The organism is Arthrobacter sp. SLBN-122, from assembly GCF_006715165.1.
In the GTDB taxonomy this organism is placed as follows: Bacteria; Actinomycetota; Actinomycetes; order Actinomycetales; family Micrococcaceae; genus Arthrobacter.
In genome coordinates this window covers 1,568,844-1,584,185 of the sequence record NZ_VFMS01000001.1, presented here as the reverse complement: position 1 = coordinate 1,584,185, position 15,342 = coordinate 1,568,844, and the positions used below count along the sequence as shown (strand labels likewise).

At 66.0% G+C, this 15,342-nt stretch carries 12 protein-coding genes and 1 tRNA gene; 5 read left to right on the top strand and 8 right to left on the bottom strand.

Annotated features, from left to right (window positions below):
* Nucleotides 1-82: 82 nt before the first annotated feature.
* Nucleotides 83-997, bottom strand: a complete 915-nt coding sequence (locus FBY36_RS07460; protein WP_142118220.1) for a LysR substrate-binding domain-containing protein — start codon at nt 995-997, stop codon at nt 83-85.
* Between the two features lie 156 nt (nt 998-1,153).
* On the opposite strand from FBY36_RS07460, the gene FBY36_RS07455 reads away from it, so the two are divergent.
* Nucleotides 1,154-2,617 (top strand): amino acid permease, encoded by a 1,464-nt coding sequence (locus tag FBY36_RS07455; protein WP_142118218.1) that lies wholly within the window; start codon nt 1,154-1,156, stop codon nt 2,615-2,617.
* A 304-nt stretch (nt 2,618-2,921) separates the two neighbouring features.
* On the top strand, nt 2,922-6,428 hold the full coding sequence (locus FBY36_RS07450; RefSeq protein ID WP_142118216.1) for a bifunctional proline dehydrogenase/L-glutamate gamma-semialdehyde dehydrogenase: 3,507 nt from the start codon (nt 2,922-2,924) through the stop codon (nt 6,426-6,428).
* 110 nt (nt 6,429-6,538) lie between these two features.
* Here the strand turns inward: FBY36_RS07450 and FBY36_RS20815 are convergent, their stop codons facing one another.
* Nucleotides 6,539-6,733: a hypothetical protein gene (locus FBY36_RS20815; protein ID WP_235008753.1), complete on the bottom strand. Its 195-nt coding sequence runs from the start codon at nt 6,731-6,733 to the stop codon at nt 6,539-6,541.
* A 288-nt stretch (nt 6,734-7,021) separates the two neighbouring features.
* Entirely contained in the window at nt 7,022-7,876 is an 855-nt protein-coding gene (locus tag FBY36_RS07440) for a LysR substrate-binding domain-containing protein (RefSeq protein ID WP_142118212.1), read from the bottom strand.
* Nucleotides 7,877-8,016: 140 nt separating this feature from the next.
* On the opposite strand from FBY36_RS07440, the gene FBY36_RS07435 reads away from it, so the two are divergent.
* Nucleotides 8,017-9,393 carry an MFS transporter gene (locus FBY36_RS07435; RefSeq protein WP_142118210.1) on the top strand — a complete coding sequence of 459 codons (1,377 nt, stop codon included), beginning with the start codon at nt 8,017-8,019 and terminating at the stop codon, nt 9,391-9,393.
* 70 nt (nt 9,394-9,463) lie between these two features.
* On the opposite strand, the gene FBY36_RS07430 is transcribed toward FBY36_RS07435, so the two are convergent.
* From FBY36_RS07430 to FBY36_RS07425, 3 genes are all read right to left on the bottom strand, one after another.
* Complete coding sequence (locus FBY36_RS07430) at nt 9,464-10,633, bottom strand: N(5)-(carboxyethyl)ornithine synthase (RefSeq protein ID WP_142118209.1); 1,170 nt, start codon at nt 10,631-10,633, stop codon at nt 9,464-9,466.
* A complete protein-coding gene (locus FBY36_RS20680) occupies nt 10,630-10,770 on the bottom strand; it encodes a hypothetical protein (protein ID WP_200830458.1) in 141 nt (46 codons plus the stop codon). The genes FBY36_RS07430 and FBY36_RS20680 overlap by 4 nt, the downstream gene beginning before the upstream one ends.
* Before the next feature lie 106 nt (nt 10,771-10,876).
* Nucleotides 10,877-10,947, bottom strand: a tRNA-Gly gene (locus FBY36_RS07425).
* Nucleotides 10,948-11,187: 240 nt separating this feature from the next.
* Here FBY36_RS07425 and FBY36_RS07420 point away from each other — a divergent pair.
* A complete protein-coding gene (locus FBY36_RS07420; protein WP_142118207.1) occupies nt 11,188-11,649 on the top strand; it encodes an SRPBCC family protein in 462 nt (153 codons plus the stop codon).
* Between the two features lie 21 nt (nt 11,650-11,670).
* On the opposite strand, the gene FBY36_RS07415 is transcribed toward FBY36_RS07420, so the two are convergent.
* Complete coding sequence (locus FBY36_RS07415) at nt 11,671-13,410, bottom strand: CAP domain-containing protein (RefSeq protein ID WP_142118205.1); 1,740 nt, start codon at nt 13,408-13,410, stop codon at nt 11,671-11,673.
* Between the two features lie 124 nt (nt 13,411-13,534).
* Here FBY36_RS07415 and dcd point away from each other — a divergent pair, with 124 nt between their 5' ends.
* Nucleotides 13,535-14,110, top strand: a complete 576-nt coding sequence (dcd, locus tag FBY36_RS07410) for a dCTP deaminase (protein ID WP_018769967.1) — start codon at nt 13,535-13,537, stop codon at nt 14,108-14,110.
* 49 nt (nt 14,111-14,159) lie between these two features.
* On the opposite strand, the gene FBY36_RS07405 is transcribed toward dcd, so the two are convergent.
* The gene (locus tag FBY36_RS07405) at nt 14,160-15,341 is read right to left on the bottom strand and encodes a cation:proton antiporter (protein WP_056331513.1); all 1,182 of its coding nucleotides are present in this window, start codon (nt 15,339-15,341) and stop codon (nt 14,160-14,162) included.
* Nucleotide 15,342: the final 1 nt, after the last annotated feature.

Below are 15,342 nucleotides of genomic sequence, written 5' to 3'. Positions count from 1 at the left end.
GGACCTCAGTGCGCAGGGGGCGCGCCTGCGCAGTGAAGTGGTGCGTGATGGCGCAGTTTGGGACGCGGACGACGGCGGCCGGTCACCCGTCGTCGTCCCGTGCCACTGCGGCGGCGGCCGCAGCGAGGGTCTCCCGGGCGGCCAGGATGGCGGGGCGCTGGGCGCTGGAGCGGCGGACCGAGGTAAAGATGGTGCGGTGCGGTGTGCCGGGAAGCTCCAGCAGCTGGGCTGTGGTGCCGCGGCCGGTCCACACCAGGTCCGGCATCAGGGCCACGGCATTACCGGACTCGATGAGCCTGGCCTGGGCCTGCAGATCGGCGGTTTCAAAGCGCACATCCGGCTCGAAGCCGGCGCTGCGGCAAGCCTGCTCCGCCCAGTGGCGCGACGCCGCACCCCTCGGTTCCATGACCCAGGCGAGCTCCGCCGTGTCCGCCAGCGAACGGATGCCGGGACCGTCGTCGGACGCAGGGGGAACGGCCAGCCGGATGGCGTCGGTGGTCAGCTTGACCCGGTCCAGCTCCGGGTAGCGCGGCGCAGCGTGCCCGGGATACTGCTCGGCGATCACCAGGTCGAAGTCGCGCGCCCACGTCTCATGCAGAGCGGTCTCGGGCTCACGCTGGATCATTTCGATCCGGACCTCGGGATAGGTGGCGGCCATCCGAGTCAAGGTGTCCGGCATCAGGGCCAGCGCCGCGGACTGGAACACCGCGATCCGCACCGTTCCGGTGACGGTGGTCAGGGATGCGGCCAGGTCCGCCTCCGCCTGCTCCATGGTTTCGAGCAGCTGCGCCGTGTGCGCCACCAGCACCTCGGCCTGGGGCGTCAGCTGCACCCGCCGCCCCGTCTTCCGGAGCAGTTCCACGCCCACTTCCTTCTCCAGGAGGGCCAGCTGCTGCGATACCGACGACGGGCTGTACTGCAGTGCCTCAGCCACCTCGGCGAGCGTCCCCCGGATGCTTAACTCACGGAGCAGCCGGAGCCTGCGAACGTCAAGCATGGCGGATTCCTAACTGAAACTAACGAATATAGGTTAGAAGTAGCCACTTTATCTAACGCAACCGCGCACGCATACTGTTGAAACCGAGTTACCCCCGTCACAGCCAGTTTCCTTGGCGTGCCGCGGCGGGGTCGCACCCCCGAGCAGGAGTCCCTGATGAGCACTAAAGACTTGAGCCAATCGATAATGCGGCGAAAGCCCATTGATGACATCGAAGAAGAAAACAAGCACAGTGGACTGTTTAAGTCCCTTGGGCTGTGGCAGCTCACCGCCATCGGTGTTGGCGGAATTATCGGCGTCGGCATCTTTTCCCTTGCGGGACTGGTGGCCGCCGGCAGCGAAAGTACACCCGGGGTGGGGCCCGCGGTATTGATTTCCTTCCTTATTGCAGGCCTGGCTTCAGCGGCCGCAGCCCTGTCCTACGCAGAGTTCGCGGGCATGATCCCGCGCGCCGGCTCTGCCTACACCTACGGCTATGTAGCGCTTGGCGAGGTGATCGGCTGGTTCATCGGCTGGGACCTGCTGCTGGAATACATCGCCATTGTGGCCGTGGTGGCAATCGGCATCTCCGGCTACCTTGACGCCTTCCTGTCCGGTATCGGCATCCATTTGCCGATCTGGATGACCTCAACCGCAGACGAGGGCAAGGGCGGCATCGTCAACATCCCCGCCATCTTGGTCTGCCTGCTGGTCACGTGGATCCTCTCCCGCGGCACCAAGGCCTTCGGCCGGTTCGAGCTCGTGGCCGTGGCCATCAAGGTGATCCTGATCCTCTTCATCATCGGGCTCGGCGTGTTCTACATCGACACCAACAACTACAACCCGTTCATGCCCAGCGGTTTCGGCCCTGTGGTTGCCGGCTCCGCCACTGTCTTCTTCGCAGTCTTCGGTTACGACGCCATGAGCACCGCGGCCGAGGAAGCCAAGGACGGCAAGAAGCACATGCCCAAGGCGATCGTGCTCTCGCTCATCATCGCCATGCTGCTCTACGTTGCCGCCACCTTGGTGCTGACCGGCATGCAGAACTACAAGGACATCGACCCCAAGGCAGGCTTCGCCTCCGCCTTCACCTCGGTTGGCCTGCCCGTCATCGCCACCATCATCTCCGTGTTCGCCGTGCTCTCCATCCTCACCGTGATGCTCACCTTCCTGCTGGGCGTCACCCGCGTCTGGTTCTCCATGAGCCGTGACGGCCTGCTTCCCGGCTGGTTCTCCAAGACCGACCGCCACGGCACCCCGCAGCGCGTCACCTGGATCGGCGGCATCGCGTCCGCCTTCCTGGCGGGTGTCTTCCCCATCAAGGCGGTCGCGGACCTGACCAACATCGGCATCCTGGCCGCGTTCGTCGTCGTCTGCCTGTCCGTGATCATCTTCCGCTACAAGCGACCCGACGCGCCGCGCACGTTCCGACTGCCGCTGATGCCAGTGGTCCCGGCCTTCGGTGTCCTGGCCTCGGCCTTCCTGATGCTGCAGCTGCATTGGGAGACCTGGCTGCGGTTCGTCGTGTGGCTGATCGTCGGCCTGGTCATTTACTTCGGCTATGGCCGGAAGCACTCCCTGATGAACCCCAACAGCCCCCGGCACCAGGAAATTGTGGAGATGCACCGGCCAGTCGGCTAACCCTCGCTCCCGACGCCCGCCCACTTTTGGCGGGTTGTCCCGGGACGCGCGGCAAGCCCTGCCCCTCAACACCAGTTCCTCTATCACTTTTGGTCCCTAAACAGCCGTTTTAGGGACCAAAAGTGATGGAGCAACGGGAGGGGCCGGGCTTGCCGCTTGGAGTTTAAGGGCGCCTGGGAGGCCCGAGAAATGCATCGGTTTTCCTAACCTGTATTGGTTGGAAAAGATCGCTTTATCTTATGTGAGCGGAAGCTCATACTGGTGGAAAGACCTCCTCCCAGAGCCAGAAAGATCGGGAAAAACCATGACCCACGTTGCAATGGAACCAGCAGTTTCCGCCGGTACCGCACAGCAGACCGTTGACGTCGACGTCCCCCAGGCAAAGGCCCTCGCCAATGACGCAGTGGCCCTGGTCCGGCGCTGGCTCACCGAGGCCGCCAAGGTCCCGGTGGACGCCTCCGCCCAGCAGCTCGCCGGCGTCCTGAAGGACCCCAACGGGCTGGAATTCACCGTTGGCTTCGTGGACGGCGTGGTCCGCCCCGAGGACCTGAAGGTGGCAGCCCGCAACCTGGCCGCCCTGGCCCCGAAGGTTCCGGCCTTCCTGCCCTGGTACATGCGCAGCGCCGTGGCACTGGGCGGAACCATGGCCCCGGTGATGCCGCAGGTGGTCATCCCCATCGCCCGCAAAGTCCTCCGCGAGATGGTGGGACACCTGATCGTTGACGCCACCGACGCCAAGCTGGGCCCGGCCATCGCCAAGATCCGCAAGGACGGCATCAAGCTCAACGTCAACCTCCTGGGCGAGGCAGTCCTGGGTGAGCACGAGGCCTCCCGCCGGCTCGAAGGCACCCACACCCTGCTGGCGCGCCCCGACGTCGACTACGTCTCCATCAAGGTCTCCTCCACCGTTGCCCCGCACTCGGCCTGGGCCTTCGACGAAGCCGTGGAACACGTCGTCGAAAAGCTCACCCCGCTCTTCCAGCGCGCCAACTCCTTCGCCGGCCCGGGTAAGAAGGCCAAGTTCATCAACCTGGACATGGAGGAGTACAAGGACCTGGACATGACCATCGCGGTCTTCACCAGGATCCTGGACAAGCCCGAGTTCAAGGACCTTGAGGCCGGCATCGTGCTCCAGGCCTACCTTCCGGATGCCCTGTCCGCCATGATCCGCCTGCAGGAGTGGGCCGCTGAACGCCGTGCCAATGGCGGCGCCAGCATCAAGGTCCGCGTGGTCAAGGGCGCCAACCTGCCGATGGAGCAGGTGGAAGCCTCCCTGCACGACTGGCCGCTGGCAACCTGGGGCAGCAAGCAGGATTCAGACACCAGCTACAAGAGCGTCATCAACTACTCACTGCACCCTGATCGGATCAAGAACATCCGCATCGGCGTTGCCGGCCACAACCTATTCGACATCGCCTTCGCCTGGCTCCTGGCCAAGCAGCGCGGCGTGGAATCCGGCATCGAGTTCGAGATGCTGCTGGGCATGGCGCAAGGCCAGGCGGAGGCCGTCAAGAAGGACGTGGGCTCCCTCCTGCTCTACACCCCCGTGGTGCACCCGTCCGAGTTCGACGTCGCCATTGCCTACCTGATCCGCCGCCTCGAAGAGGGCGCCAGCCAGGACAACTTCATGTCGGCCGTGTTCGAACTCAGTGAGAACGAAGGCCTGTTCGAGCGCGAGAAGCAGCGCTTCCTCGCCTCCCTTGAAGCCCTGGACAACAGCGTGCCACTGCCCAACCGCCGCCAGGACCGGAACCTTCCCCCGGAGGCCATGCCGCACAACGGTTTCCGGAACACCCCGGACACCGACCCCGCGCTGCCTGCCAACCGCACCTGGGGACGCGCCATCCTGGAACGCGTCGCGACGTCGACGCTGGGCAACGCCTCGGTGAAGGCCGCGTTCATTAACGACGAAGAAACCCTCAACTCCGCCATCGCCAATGCCGTGGACAAGGGCAAAGCCTGGGGTGCCATGTCCGGCGCCGAGCGTGCCGAAATCCTGCACCGGGCCGGCGAGATCCTGGAGGCCCGCAGGGCAGACCTCCTGGAGGTCATGGCCAGCGAGACCGGCAAGACCATTGACCAGGGTGATCCGGAAGTCAGCGAAGCAGTGGACTTCGCCCACTACTACGCGGAGTCCGCGCGGAAGCTGGACAAGGTCGACGGCGCCACGTTCGTCCCTGCCAAGCTCACCGTTGTAACGCCGCCATGGAACTTCCCGGTGGCCATCCCGGCAGGGTCCACCCTTGCGGCACTCGCCGCCGGCTCCGCCGTCGTGATCAAGCCCGCCAAGCAGGCCGCCCGCAGCGGCGCCGTCATGGTGGAGGCGCTGTGGGAAGCCGGCGTGCCCAAGGGCGTGCTGACCATGGTGCAGCTGGGGGAGCGGGAGCTCGGCAAGCAGCTGATCAGCCACCCGGCGGTGGACCGCGTGATTCTCACGGGCGGCTACGAGACCGCCGAACTGTTCCGGTCCTTCCGCAAGGACCTGCCGCTGCTGGCCGAAACCAGCGGCAAGAACGCCATCATTGTGACCCCCAGCGCCGACCTGGACCTGGCGGCCAAGGACGTGGCCTACTCCGCGTTCGGCCATGCCGGCCAGAAGTGCTCCGCGGCCTCACTGGTGATCCTGGTGGGTTCCGTGGCCAAGTCCAAGCGGTTCCACAACCAGCTCATCGACGCCGTCACCTCGCTGAAGGTGGGCTACCCGGAGGATCCCACCAGCCAGATGGGGCCCATCATTGAGCCCGCTAACGGAAAGCTTCTCAACGCCCTCACCACCCTGGGTGACGGCGAGAACTGGGCGGTGGAACCGAAGAAGCTGGACGACGCCGGCCGTCTCTGGAGCCCGGGCGTGCGCTACGGCGTCAAGCGCGGTTCCTACTTCCACCTGACCGAGTTCTTCGGGCCGGTCCTGGGCGTCATGACCGCGGACACCCTGGAAGAGGCCATCGCCATCCAGAACCAGATTGAGTACGGCCTCACTGCCGGCCTGCACTCGCTGAACTCGGAGGAACTGGGCATCTGGCTGGATACCATCCAGGCCGGCAACCTCTACGTCAACCGCGGCATCACCGGCGCCATCGTGCAGCGCCAGCCTTTCGGCGGCTGGAAGAAGTCCGCCGTCGGCGCCGGCACCAAGGCGGGCGGCCCCAATTACCTGGCCGGCCTGGGTGACTGGACCCCCGCAGCCAGCACCGCCACGGCCCCGGTCACGCACCCGGCCGTCAGCCGCATCCTCAACGCGGCGAGCTCCGCCCTGCAACCGGCTGAGCTTGAGTCCGTCCAGCGTGCCCTGGCCTCTGACGCCGAAGCATGGGCTGGGGAGTTCGGCACGGCAAAGGACGTTTCCGGGCTGAGCGCCGAGCGCAATATCTTCCGCTACCGCAGCCTGCCGGTCACCATCCGGCTGTCCGAAGGCGAACCGCTGGCCCACCTCGTCCGGACCGTGGCCGCCGGCGTTGTGGCGGGATCCGCACTCACCGTGTCCTCCGCCGTCGAACTTCCCGCCCAGCTGCGCTCCGTACTCACCGCACAGGACATCGAGGTAACGGTGGAGTCCGACGCCGGCTGGCTGGCGTCGGCGGGACACCTCGCCTCCGCGGGCAAGCTGTCCGGAGCCCGCATCCGCCTTATCGGCGGTGACTCTTCGGCGCTGGCCGAGGCCACCGGCGGAAGGCCCGACCTGGCCATCTACGCCCACGCCGTCACCGAGGCCGGGCGGGTGGAGCTGCTGCCGTTCCTGCACGAACAGGCCGTCAGCATCACCGCACACCGGTTCGGCACCCCGAACCACCTGTCGGACGCGCTGATCTGATCAGTACGGGATTGAGCCGTCCGGGATAAGTTCCCGGCGCTAAAAAGGCCGGGCAGCCACCTGATGGTGATTGCCCGGCCTTATCGCTTTAGCCCGGAGACCAGGTGGTTTTAGCCCAGATACCAGCCGGGCGGCGTCCAGGTAACGGGGACGCTGTGGGCTGAGAATTCCTCACAGCGGGTGCAGGTGTAGGCCACTTCGCCCAGTGTGGCCACTGTTCCGTCACGGCGGTACGTGGGCGGAATGTACGACTCAAGGTAGACGAATTCGTCGGTACGGCATTTGTCGCAGGTGGGTCTTCCCACGTATCCGGAGTCTACGGAGGCGTGTCCGGTTCCGAGGGTGTTCTGGCGGGTGGACGGCCGTGCTGTGGAGTACGGTCGCGCGTGCGCAGAACTGAGATGGGTGTTCCTGGCTGTCGTCATTGGCTGCCTGTCCCAAGGGCGGCGTTCCGGCATGCGGATGCGCACTTGTTTTGGGTGAACTGGCCTGCTGCTTGACCTTGGAGATCAGCATAGGGGATGCCACTTCCCCTATCAATGGACACGGGCCCCCTAACTCCCCTAAATGCTGGAAATTGCGACAGCGGGGGGTCAAGTTTGGCGGTTAATGGTCCGGCCCACGATCGATTGGGTGAGGGCATCGATGACTTCGGCGTTCGCCAGCGGGTTGCGGATCAGGGTGAAGTCCACGTCCCCGACGGCGGGAAGGTCGAAGCGCCGGGTGATGATCTTCAGATCCTCGGGCACCAGCGACGTGGGCATGACGGCCACGCCGATGCCGGCGCGAACCGCCGCGAGCACGCCGCTGATCTGGCGGGTGGTGCAGGTGATCCGCCAGGTCCTGCCGTTGGCTTCCAGCGCGTCGATGGCCAGCTTCCGGCTGAGGCTGGGAGCCGGGTAGGCGATCAGGGGCACCGGGGTCCCCGGCTCCAATACTGTCTGCTCCAGCCCCACCCAGGAGAACGAGTCATGCTGGACCACGGTGCCGTCCTTTGCACCCGCCACCCATTTCACGAATACCAGGTCCAGCTGGCCGGCGTTGAGCTTGCGGTACAGCTGATCGCTTTGCCCCACTGTCAGTTCCAGGTTGATCTGGGGGTAGATCTGCCGGAATTCACGCAGGATCCGGGGCAGCCCGGTGATGGCGAGGTCATCCGCGGTGCCGAACCGCAGGCGTCCCCGCATCGCGGAGCCGGAGAAGTAGCGGGCGGCGGCGTCATGCGCGGACAGGATGTTCCGGGCGAAGCCTGCCATCGCATCGCCGTTGTCGGTGAGCCGGACGTCCCGGGTGTCCCGGGTGATCAGGCTGCGCTTGGCTGCCGCTTCGAGTTTGCGGATGTGCTGGCTGATGGTGGGCTGCGCCAGCCCCAGCCGCTCGGCGGCCTTGGTGAAGCTGAGGGTGTCCGCCACCGCGAGGAAGGAACGCAGCTGGGCTGGCTCGAACATGATTGGCTCCCCGGCCTTCCGCTCTGATAGGTCATTGCGTTTTGCAATACGAGTTATAGGGACCATACGCCTCCATAATCTGCTCCGCCAGCCTAGCGTTAAGGGCATCCCAGACCGCCCGCAATTTTGAGGACACTCCTGTGGCACCCCCACCGCCTTCGTCGGCCTCCGTCTCCCAGCCAGTTATCGACGCGGCGGGCTCAGCGCCGCCGGACAGCCAGACCCAGCCGCTTCCCGTCGTCGCGGAGCGGCTCCCCTGGAAGCACACCTTCATCTCGCTGAAAGTGCCCAACTTCCGGATCTTCGCCGCCGGCCACTTCATCGCAGTCATCGCCATTTGGATGCAGCGGATCGCCCAGGACTGGCTGGTGCTGCAGCTCTCGGGATCCGTGACCGCTGTGGGCATTACCGTGGCGCTGCAGTTCCTGCCCTCCCTGCTGCTGGGGCCATGGGGCGGCATGATCGCCGACCGGTTCGCCAAGCGGAAGATCCTCATCCTTTGCCAAGGGATGGCCGCCATCCTGGCCGCGACACTGGCCACCCTGGCCCTCACCGGGGCCATCATGGTGTGGCATGTCTACGCCATCGCGCTGGTACTGGGCCTGGTGACCGTCCTTGACCAGCCGGCCCGCCAGGTGTTCGTGAACGAGCTCGTTGGCCCCCGGTATTTGCGGAACGCCATCAGCGTCAACTCCACCACCTTCCAGCTGGGCGGCCTGATCGGCCCTGCGCTTGCCGGGCTGCTCCTCACAGCGGTGGGGGCCGGCTGGGCCTTCGCCGCCAACGCGGTGGCCTGCTGCTCCACCGTGGCGATGCTCCTGATCCTGCGCAAGGACCAGCTGTATGTCAGCGCCCCCGCGCCCAAGACCAAGGGCATGCTCCGTGAGGGGCTGCGCTATGCCTTGAGCAAGCCCACCATCTACTGGCCGTGGCTCATGGCCGGCTTCATCTCTGTCTTCGCCATGAGCCTGCCGGTGCTTCTGGCCGCCTTCGCGGACCACGTCTTCAAGGTCGGCGCCGGCGGGTACGGGCTCCTCAATGCCTTGGTGGCACTGGGCGCGCTGTCCGGCGCCGTGGCGTCCACCCGCCGTCGGCAGCTCCGCCTGCGGTCCGTGGTGTTCTGCGCCGGAATGTACGGCCTGATGCTCTGCCTTGCAGTTCTGGCCCCGTCCATGGTGTGGTTTGGCGCCGTCATGGTGCTGTCTGGTTTTTGGTGCCTGATGTTCCTCACCGGCTCCAACCAGCTGGTGCAGGTCAGTTCCAACATGGGCATCCGCGGGCGGGTGATGAGCCTGTACATCATGGTGCTGATCGGCGGCCAGGCACTGGGCGGCCCCATGCTGGGCTGGATCGCCGAACATGCCGATCCCCACGTTGCGTTGCTGGTCTCCGGCGGCGTTCCCGCGCTGGCGGCCATGACCGTGGGCGTCATCCTGGCACGGAAGGGGGGATTGAAGCTCCGGATGGATCTGAAGGGCGGCCAGCCGGTCAGGATCGTCAGCCGGGCAGGAGCCTAGGCACGCAGGAGCCTGGGCACGCTGGTGCCTAGGTGCCCAGGTGCCCAGGTGCTGCGCGTAGGCGCGGTGCCTAGAGGGCAGCCAGGTGGAGCGGCCGGTGCGGATACTCCGGGCCCCGCTCCTGGAACTGGAGGACGGTGTCATTGCGGATGACACCGTCACGGATCTCGATGGCCCGCGCAATGGTGTCGTTGCCTTCCCACGCGGCCGGGCCGGCCATCACGGTTTCGAGGAACGGCTGCAGGGCCTGGCTGATCTCCCAACTGGAAGAGTTCCAGAGGTAGGAGGGGCTGTGGTCCACCGCGTAGTAGTTGATGTGGTCACCCACCGTGAACATGGGATCGGCGAACGTGGTGGACCGGGCCCAGCTGAATCCCATGCCGTCGTCGCAGGAGACATCGATGATGAGGCTGCCCGGGCGGAAGGCCGTGAGGTCCTCTGTCCGCAGGTACGTCAGGGGATTGTTCGGGTCCTGCAGGGTGCAGTTGACCACGATGTCGCTTTCGGCCAGGAACGGCGCCAGGGGAACCCGGCCACGCTCCGTGATGACCTGGCTCAGGAAGGGGGCCTCGGCGTCGTGGTCAAACTGCACGATGTTCACCGAATGGATCGGTGCGCCCACCGCGGCCACACCGCGGTTGGTGAGCACTTGGACGTCGTGGATGCCGTGCGCATTCAGCGCCGTCACTGCACCCCGGGCCGTGGCGCCGAAGCCGATCACGACCGCGCTCAGGCGGCGTCCGTAGTCTCCCGTGGAGCCGGTCAATGCCAGCGCATGCAGGACCGAGCAGTATCCGGCCAGCTCGTTGTTCTTGTGGAACACATGCAGGCCGAACCCGCCGTCGCTGGCCCAGTGGTTCATCGCCTCGAACGCGATGAGGGTGAGCTTCTTGTCGATGGCGAGCTGGGTGATGGCCCGGTCCTGGACGCAGTGCGGCCACCCCCAGAGGACCTGCCCGTCGCGCATGTCGGCAAGGTCTTCCGGCTGGGGTTTGGGCAGGAGTACGACGTCGGCCGCGGCCAACAGCTCTTTCCTGGCCGCCATTCGTCCCACCAAAGGTGAGAGGTGGCTGTCCGGGACGCCGAAGCGTTCGCCATAGCCCTGCTCCAGGATGATGCGCTGCCGCAGTCCGGGTTCGATCCGCTCAAAGTGCAGCGGGTGGATGGGAACACGGCGCTCGTCCGGTTTCAGCGTAGAGGCCAGGACGCCCAGGCTCAGCTGGGTCTGTTGGCCGCTCACTTCTTTTTAGCGGCCTTGCTGGACGTGGTGTCCAAGGAGCTGGCCGGCGCCGCGGCGGCCTTCTTGTCTGCGCGCTTTTCCTTAATGGACTTTCCGGACTTTTTTGATGCCGTTTGACGCGGGGACTTATCAGCCATGATTGCTCCTGTAGCGGAACCGAAAAGGTTCCTGGCTACCGACACTACACCCGTGCACCTAATGGGCTCCGGGGGAGGCTGCCCTTTATGGGAAGCGGGAGATCAGAGCGGCTGACGGGAATCGAACCCGCGTATCAAGCTTGGGAAGCTAGCGCTCTACCATTGAGCTACAGCCGCAGTGCCGCCACTCGCGCGGGGCAGAACTTAGCTTAGCGCAGATCTCGGGGCTCCCCGCCAACCCGGCAGGCGGCGGGTACCGTGTCCCGGCACGCATGACGTCATCCAGTAACTCTTCAATAACGTCGGCGCTGCCGGCTAGGTTTGGCCGTTGAGCGCTGGCTAACCTGATCCGGGTAGCGGCCGCAGTGGGGGAGGCAGCTATTGCGGCAGCCGACGTCAACCACAGGAAATATCTACATGGCAATCGCAGAATACGAGGTCCTCATAGAGCGCGACGCCATGGCCGTCTACCAGTACCTCCTTGACGCCACCAATCTCCCCGCCTGGCGGAACGATGTCCGCAGTGTAAAGCTCGTGCAGGGCCCGGCCGAGGCCGCCGGTGCCGTCTACCGCAAAATGGTGGCGGGGCGCTCCGGCCTGAGCATTCCCGCGGACCTGGAAGTCACCAATGTCCGGCCCGGTGCAGAAATCCAGTTCCATGTTGTTTCCGGGCCTGCTACCCGCTGGGGCGGTTACTACCTGAGCACCGACGACGCCGGGACGCGGGTCCGGTTTGCCATGGAAGCCAAACGCGAGGGCCGTTTCGGTTTCCTGAGCAGGTTTGGATTCCTGAATGGAATGCTGCAGCGCCGCGTCAGCGCGGATGTGGCCCAACTGGACCGGCTGAAGCACGTGCTGGAACTTCAACCGGTCATCTGAGCCGCAGCCGGCATCCCCGGCTTACTGGGCCAGCCGCTGACCGGTCCAGGGCCCGGCAATGGCCGACGCCGAGGCCAGGCTTCCCCCGGTCAGGTCCCAGTACTGCACGGTGTCGTTGGCCCGGCGGAGTGCTATACCCGTGGAGTTCAGCCCGGTGACATTGCGCAGCGCCTTGATTCCGGTGACATCCGTCCAGCCGGTGGCCACGGTAGGCCGCGCCTCCGCACGAAGGGCGGTGGTGCCCCACCCGCGGTAGAGCTGCACGCTTCCGTCGCCCTTCAGTCCCAGCAGGTCCTGGAAGCCATCGGCGTCGTAGTCCACCATGGCGAGGCGGGAAGCGTAGACGCCGGCCGCAACGGCGGCACGCTCCGCGATATCACCCGTGCCCTTGTTGGCGTAGAGGAACAGGTTCCCGGCACCGTCCAGGGCCAGGATCTGGGGCATCCGGTTGTTGGCGCACCAGCCGCCAACCGCCAGGGTGAGCGTGTTCCATCCGCCCCTGCCGAGAGCGATGGCGGCCTGGAACCCGCCGCCGGAGTTGCCGCGGTGCAGTGTCAGGTCACCGCCGGTCCACTGGGTCAGGACGTCGTATATGCCGTCACGGTCCCAGTCGGTGACGAAGACTTCCTTGGCTCCGCTGAAGCCTGAACCGATGACCTTGGCCGCGGCATAGGTGCGGGGCCCGGTGGATGCCCTGTCCAGCAGCTGCCCGGCGGAGTCAACCGACACGAGGTCTGCCGGGCCGGTGATCGCCGCGGCGGTGAGGTTGAGGGTGGGCGGCATGTGTTTGACCGGGGCGTCGCACAGGCTTGGCGGCGGTGCCGGGAAGGCGCCGCTGGCTCCTGCGCCGCCCGGCGAATCGAGGGTGCCCGCCGGCAGCGTGGTGTAGCCGAAGAAGTTCACCACGCCCCAGATCTGGTAGGTGGAGTTGGTGTAGGAGATTCCGGCGCCCATCACGTTGAAACGCGGGTCCAAGAGCATGGCGTTGTGGCCCGGTGATCCCTTCCACCATTCCACCAGCTGGGCGGCGTCGCGGTCGGTACGGATGGCGATGACCTCGCCGGCGCCGTTGTTGGGGCTGAGGGCGCGGGGATCCGTCCAGAAGCTTGCCCGGTGTTCGATCACCTCGCGGCTGGCGATGCTGTCCGACCATTCCTGCGACAGGCCGGCCACCGTGGGGTGGTACTTGACCTTGTTCAGGCCGTTGGCCACCCGGTACTCGTTGATCCTGGTGAACACGGTAAGGATGGCCGCTGCGTTGGAATCCGGGACCAGTGCCTCCGTGGAGGGAAGCGCTGTGGCGGATTCCGGGGCCGCCAGCCTGGTGGCGGGAGGCGAAGCCAGTTCCTGGTCCGGCGCCCACAGCGGGGGGAGCGAAACTGTTTGGGGGGCCGGCTCCGGCGAAACGACGGAGGGCGCCGGTGCCGATTCCGTGGCGGCCGCGGGCTCAGCCGTGGAAGGTGAAGCTGTGCCGGCGGTTGCAGTGGGCGCGGAAGTTGCAGTGGGCGCGGCGATGACATTCGGCAGGGGTGAAGCGACCCGGATGTCCGGGTCCACGGCGGGGGTGAGGCTCCCGGCGGTGCCGTCCCTCTGGGCGGATGTCCCGGCGTCGTGCACGATGGGAGCCGCCAGCGAGATGCCCGCTGCTCCTGCCTGGCCCAACTGCAGCGGCGCGGGAGGCACCGCAACTGACGAAGAGACCAGTGCCCACGCGCAGAGCACGCCAATAAAAGAGGGCGCCACAAATTTATTCACAAACATCCCCAGCTCTGTTACGCCTCCGGGAGACCATTCCGGCGGCTATCATTCGCAACATTAGCCCCACAAGGCCACAGCAACAACGGGGGAATGTGGCTGTGGATAACCAATACGGTAATTTGGGACGGTGCTGATCTCCGACCGCGACATTCGTGCCGAAATTGATTCCCAGCGGATCGTGCTGGAACCGTTTGATCCCGCGATGGTCCAGCCGTCGTCCGTGGATGTCCGGATCGACAAATTCTTCCGGTTGTTCGACAACCACAAGTACGCACACATTGATCCGGCGCAGGAGCAGCCTGAGCTGACGCGGCTGGTGGAAGTGGAGCAGGACGAGGCCTTCATCCTGCACCCGGGGGAGTTCGTCCTGGGTTCCACCTATGAAACCGTGACGCTGCCGGATGACATCGCGGCCCGCCTGGAAGGCAAATCATCCCTGGGCCGGCTCGGCCTGCTGACGCACTCCACCGCCGGCTTTATCGACCCCGGCTTTTCCGGCCACGTCACCCTCGAGCTTTCCAACATGGCAACCCTGCCCATCAAGCTGTGGCCGGGCATGAAGATCGGGCAGCTCTGCTTCTTCCGGCTGAGCTCGGCTGCGGAGTACCCCTACGGCCAGGGCGAGTACGGCAACCGGTACCAGGGCCAGCGCGGTCCCACCGCCAGCCGCAGCCACCTGAACTTCCACCGCACCAGCATTTAGCCAGAGCAGTACGCAGTCAGGCCACAGCAGCCCGGAGCGCTGGTGTGGCCTAGAGCTGTGGGGCGACGGCCGGCCTGCGGAGGAACGGCCTGGCCAGCGCTTCCACGTAGCGTGCGGCCAGCGGGCCCAGTACTGCCATCAGCAGCACGTACGCTGTGGCCAGCGCCGCGAGCTCATGCGGGACCACTCCCGAAGCAACGGCCAGGCCGGCGATCACGATGGAGAATTCGCCGCGGGCAACGAGCGCGGCGCCTGCGCGGAACCGGCCGGGCCTGGCGATGCCGGCGCGTTTGGCGGCCCAGATCCCGGTGGCCATTTTGGTGGCCGTGGTGGCTGCCGCCAGGACCAGGGCCCAGCCCAGGACCGGGGGAATGGATGAGGGGTCGGTGTTGAGCCCGAAGGCCACGAAGAAGATGGCGGCGAACAGGTCCCGCAGCGGCTCAAGGATCCGCGTGGCGTTGTGGGCAGTGGCGCCCGAGATGGCGATGCCCAGCATGAAGGCCCCCACCGCGGCTGAAACCTGCATGGCTGACGCGGCCCCCGCCACCAGCAGGGCGGCCCCGAGGACGTTGAGCAGGAAGACTTCGGAGTTCTCGCTGTGCACGGCCTTGGAGACGTGGTGTCCGTGCCGCAGCGCCACCATGAGCACCAGGCTGACGACGGCCAGGGCGATTCCCACCGTGGTGAGCCCGCCCAGGAAGCTCACGCCCGCGAGCGTGGCAGTGAGGATGGGCAGGTAGACGGCCATCGCCAGGTCCTCGAAGACCAGGATGGACAGCACCACTGGGGTTTCGCGGTTACCAAGGCGCCCGAGGTCGGTAATGACCTTGGCGGCGATGCCTGACGAGGAAATGTACGTGACACCGCCCATGACCATGGCCCCCACGCCGCCCCAGCCCAGGAGCAGGGCGAGTCCGGCGCCGGGCAGGAAGTTCAGGACCAGGTCCAGGACGCCGGCCTGCCAGGACCGGCGCAGGCCGGTGAAAAGCTCGGACGCGGTATATTCCAGTCCGAGCATAAGCAGCAGCAGGATGACGCCGATCTCGCCGGAGAGATGTGCGAACTCATGCATGCCTTCGAGCTTGACGATCCCGCCGGCGCCAAAAGCCAGGCCGCCCAGCAGGTAGAGCGGGATGGGCGACATTCCGATCCGTCCGGCCAGCCTGGCCAGCAGGCCCAGGCAGAACACAACGGCCCCCAGTTCAATGAGGGTCAGGGCCAACGGGTCCATA

Bases quoted from the DNA above. Each gene is read 5' to 3' on its own strand.
- FBY36_RS07460 (WP_142118220.1), bottom strand. From the start codon at position 997: ATGCTTGACGTTCGCAGGCTCCGGCTGCTCCGTGAGTTAAGCATCCGG.
- FBY36_RS07455 (WP_142118218.1), top strand. From the start codon at position 1,154: ATGAGCACTAAAGACTTGAGCCAATCGATAATGCGGCGAAAGCCCATT.
- FBY36_RS07450 (WP_142118216.1), top strand. From the start codon at position 2,922: ATGACCCACGTTGCAATGGAACCAGCAGTTTCCGCCGGTACCGCACAG.
- FBY36_RS07440 (WP_142118212.1), bottom strand. From the start codon at position 7,876: ATGTTCGAGCCAGCCCAGCTGCGTTCCTTCCTCGCGGTGGCGGACACC.
- FBY36_RS20680 (WP_200830458.1), bottom strand. From the start codon at position 10,770: ATGGCTGATAAGTCCCCGCGTCAAACGGCATCAAAAAAGTCCGGAAAG.
- FBY36_RS07420 (WP_142118207.1), top strand. From the start codon at position 11,188: ATGGCAATCGCAGAATACGAGGTCCTCATAGAGCGCGACGCCATGGCC.
- FBY36_RS07415 (WP_142118205.1), bottom strand. From the start codon at position 13,410: ATGTTTGTGAATAAATTTGTGGCGCCCTCTTTTATTGGCGTGCTCTGC.
- FBY36_RS07405 (WP_056331513.1), bottom strand. From the start codon at position 15,341: ATGGACCCGTTGGCCCTGACCCTCATTGAACTGGGGGCCGTTGTGTTC.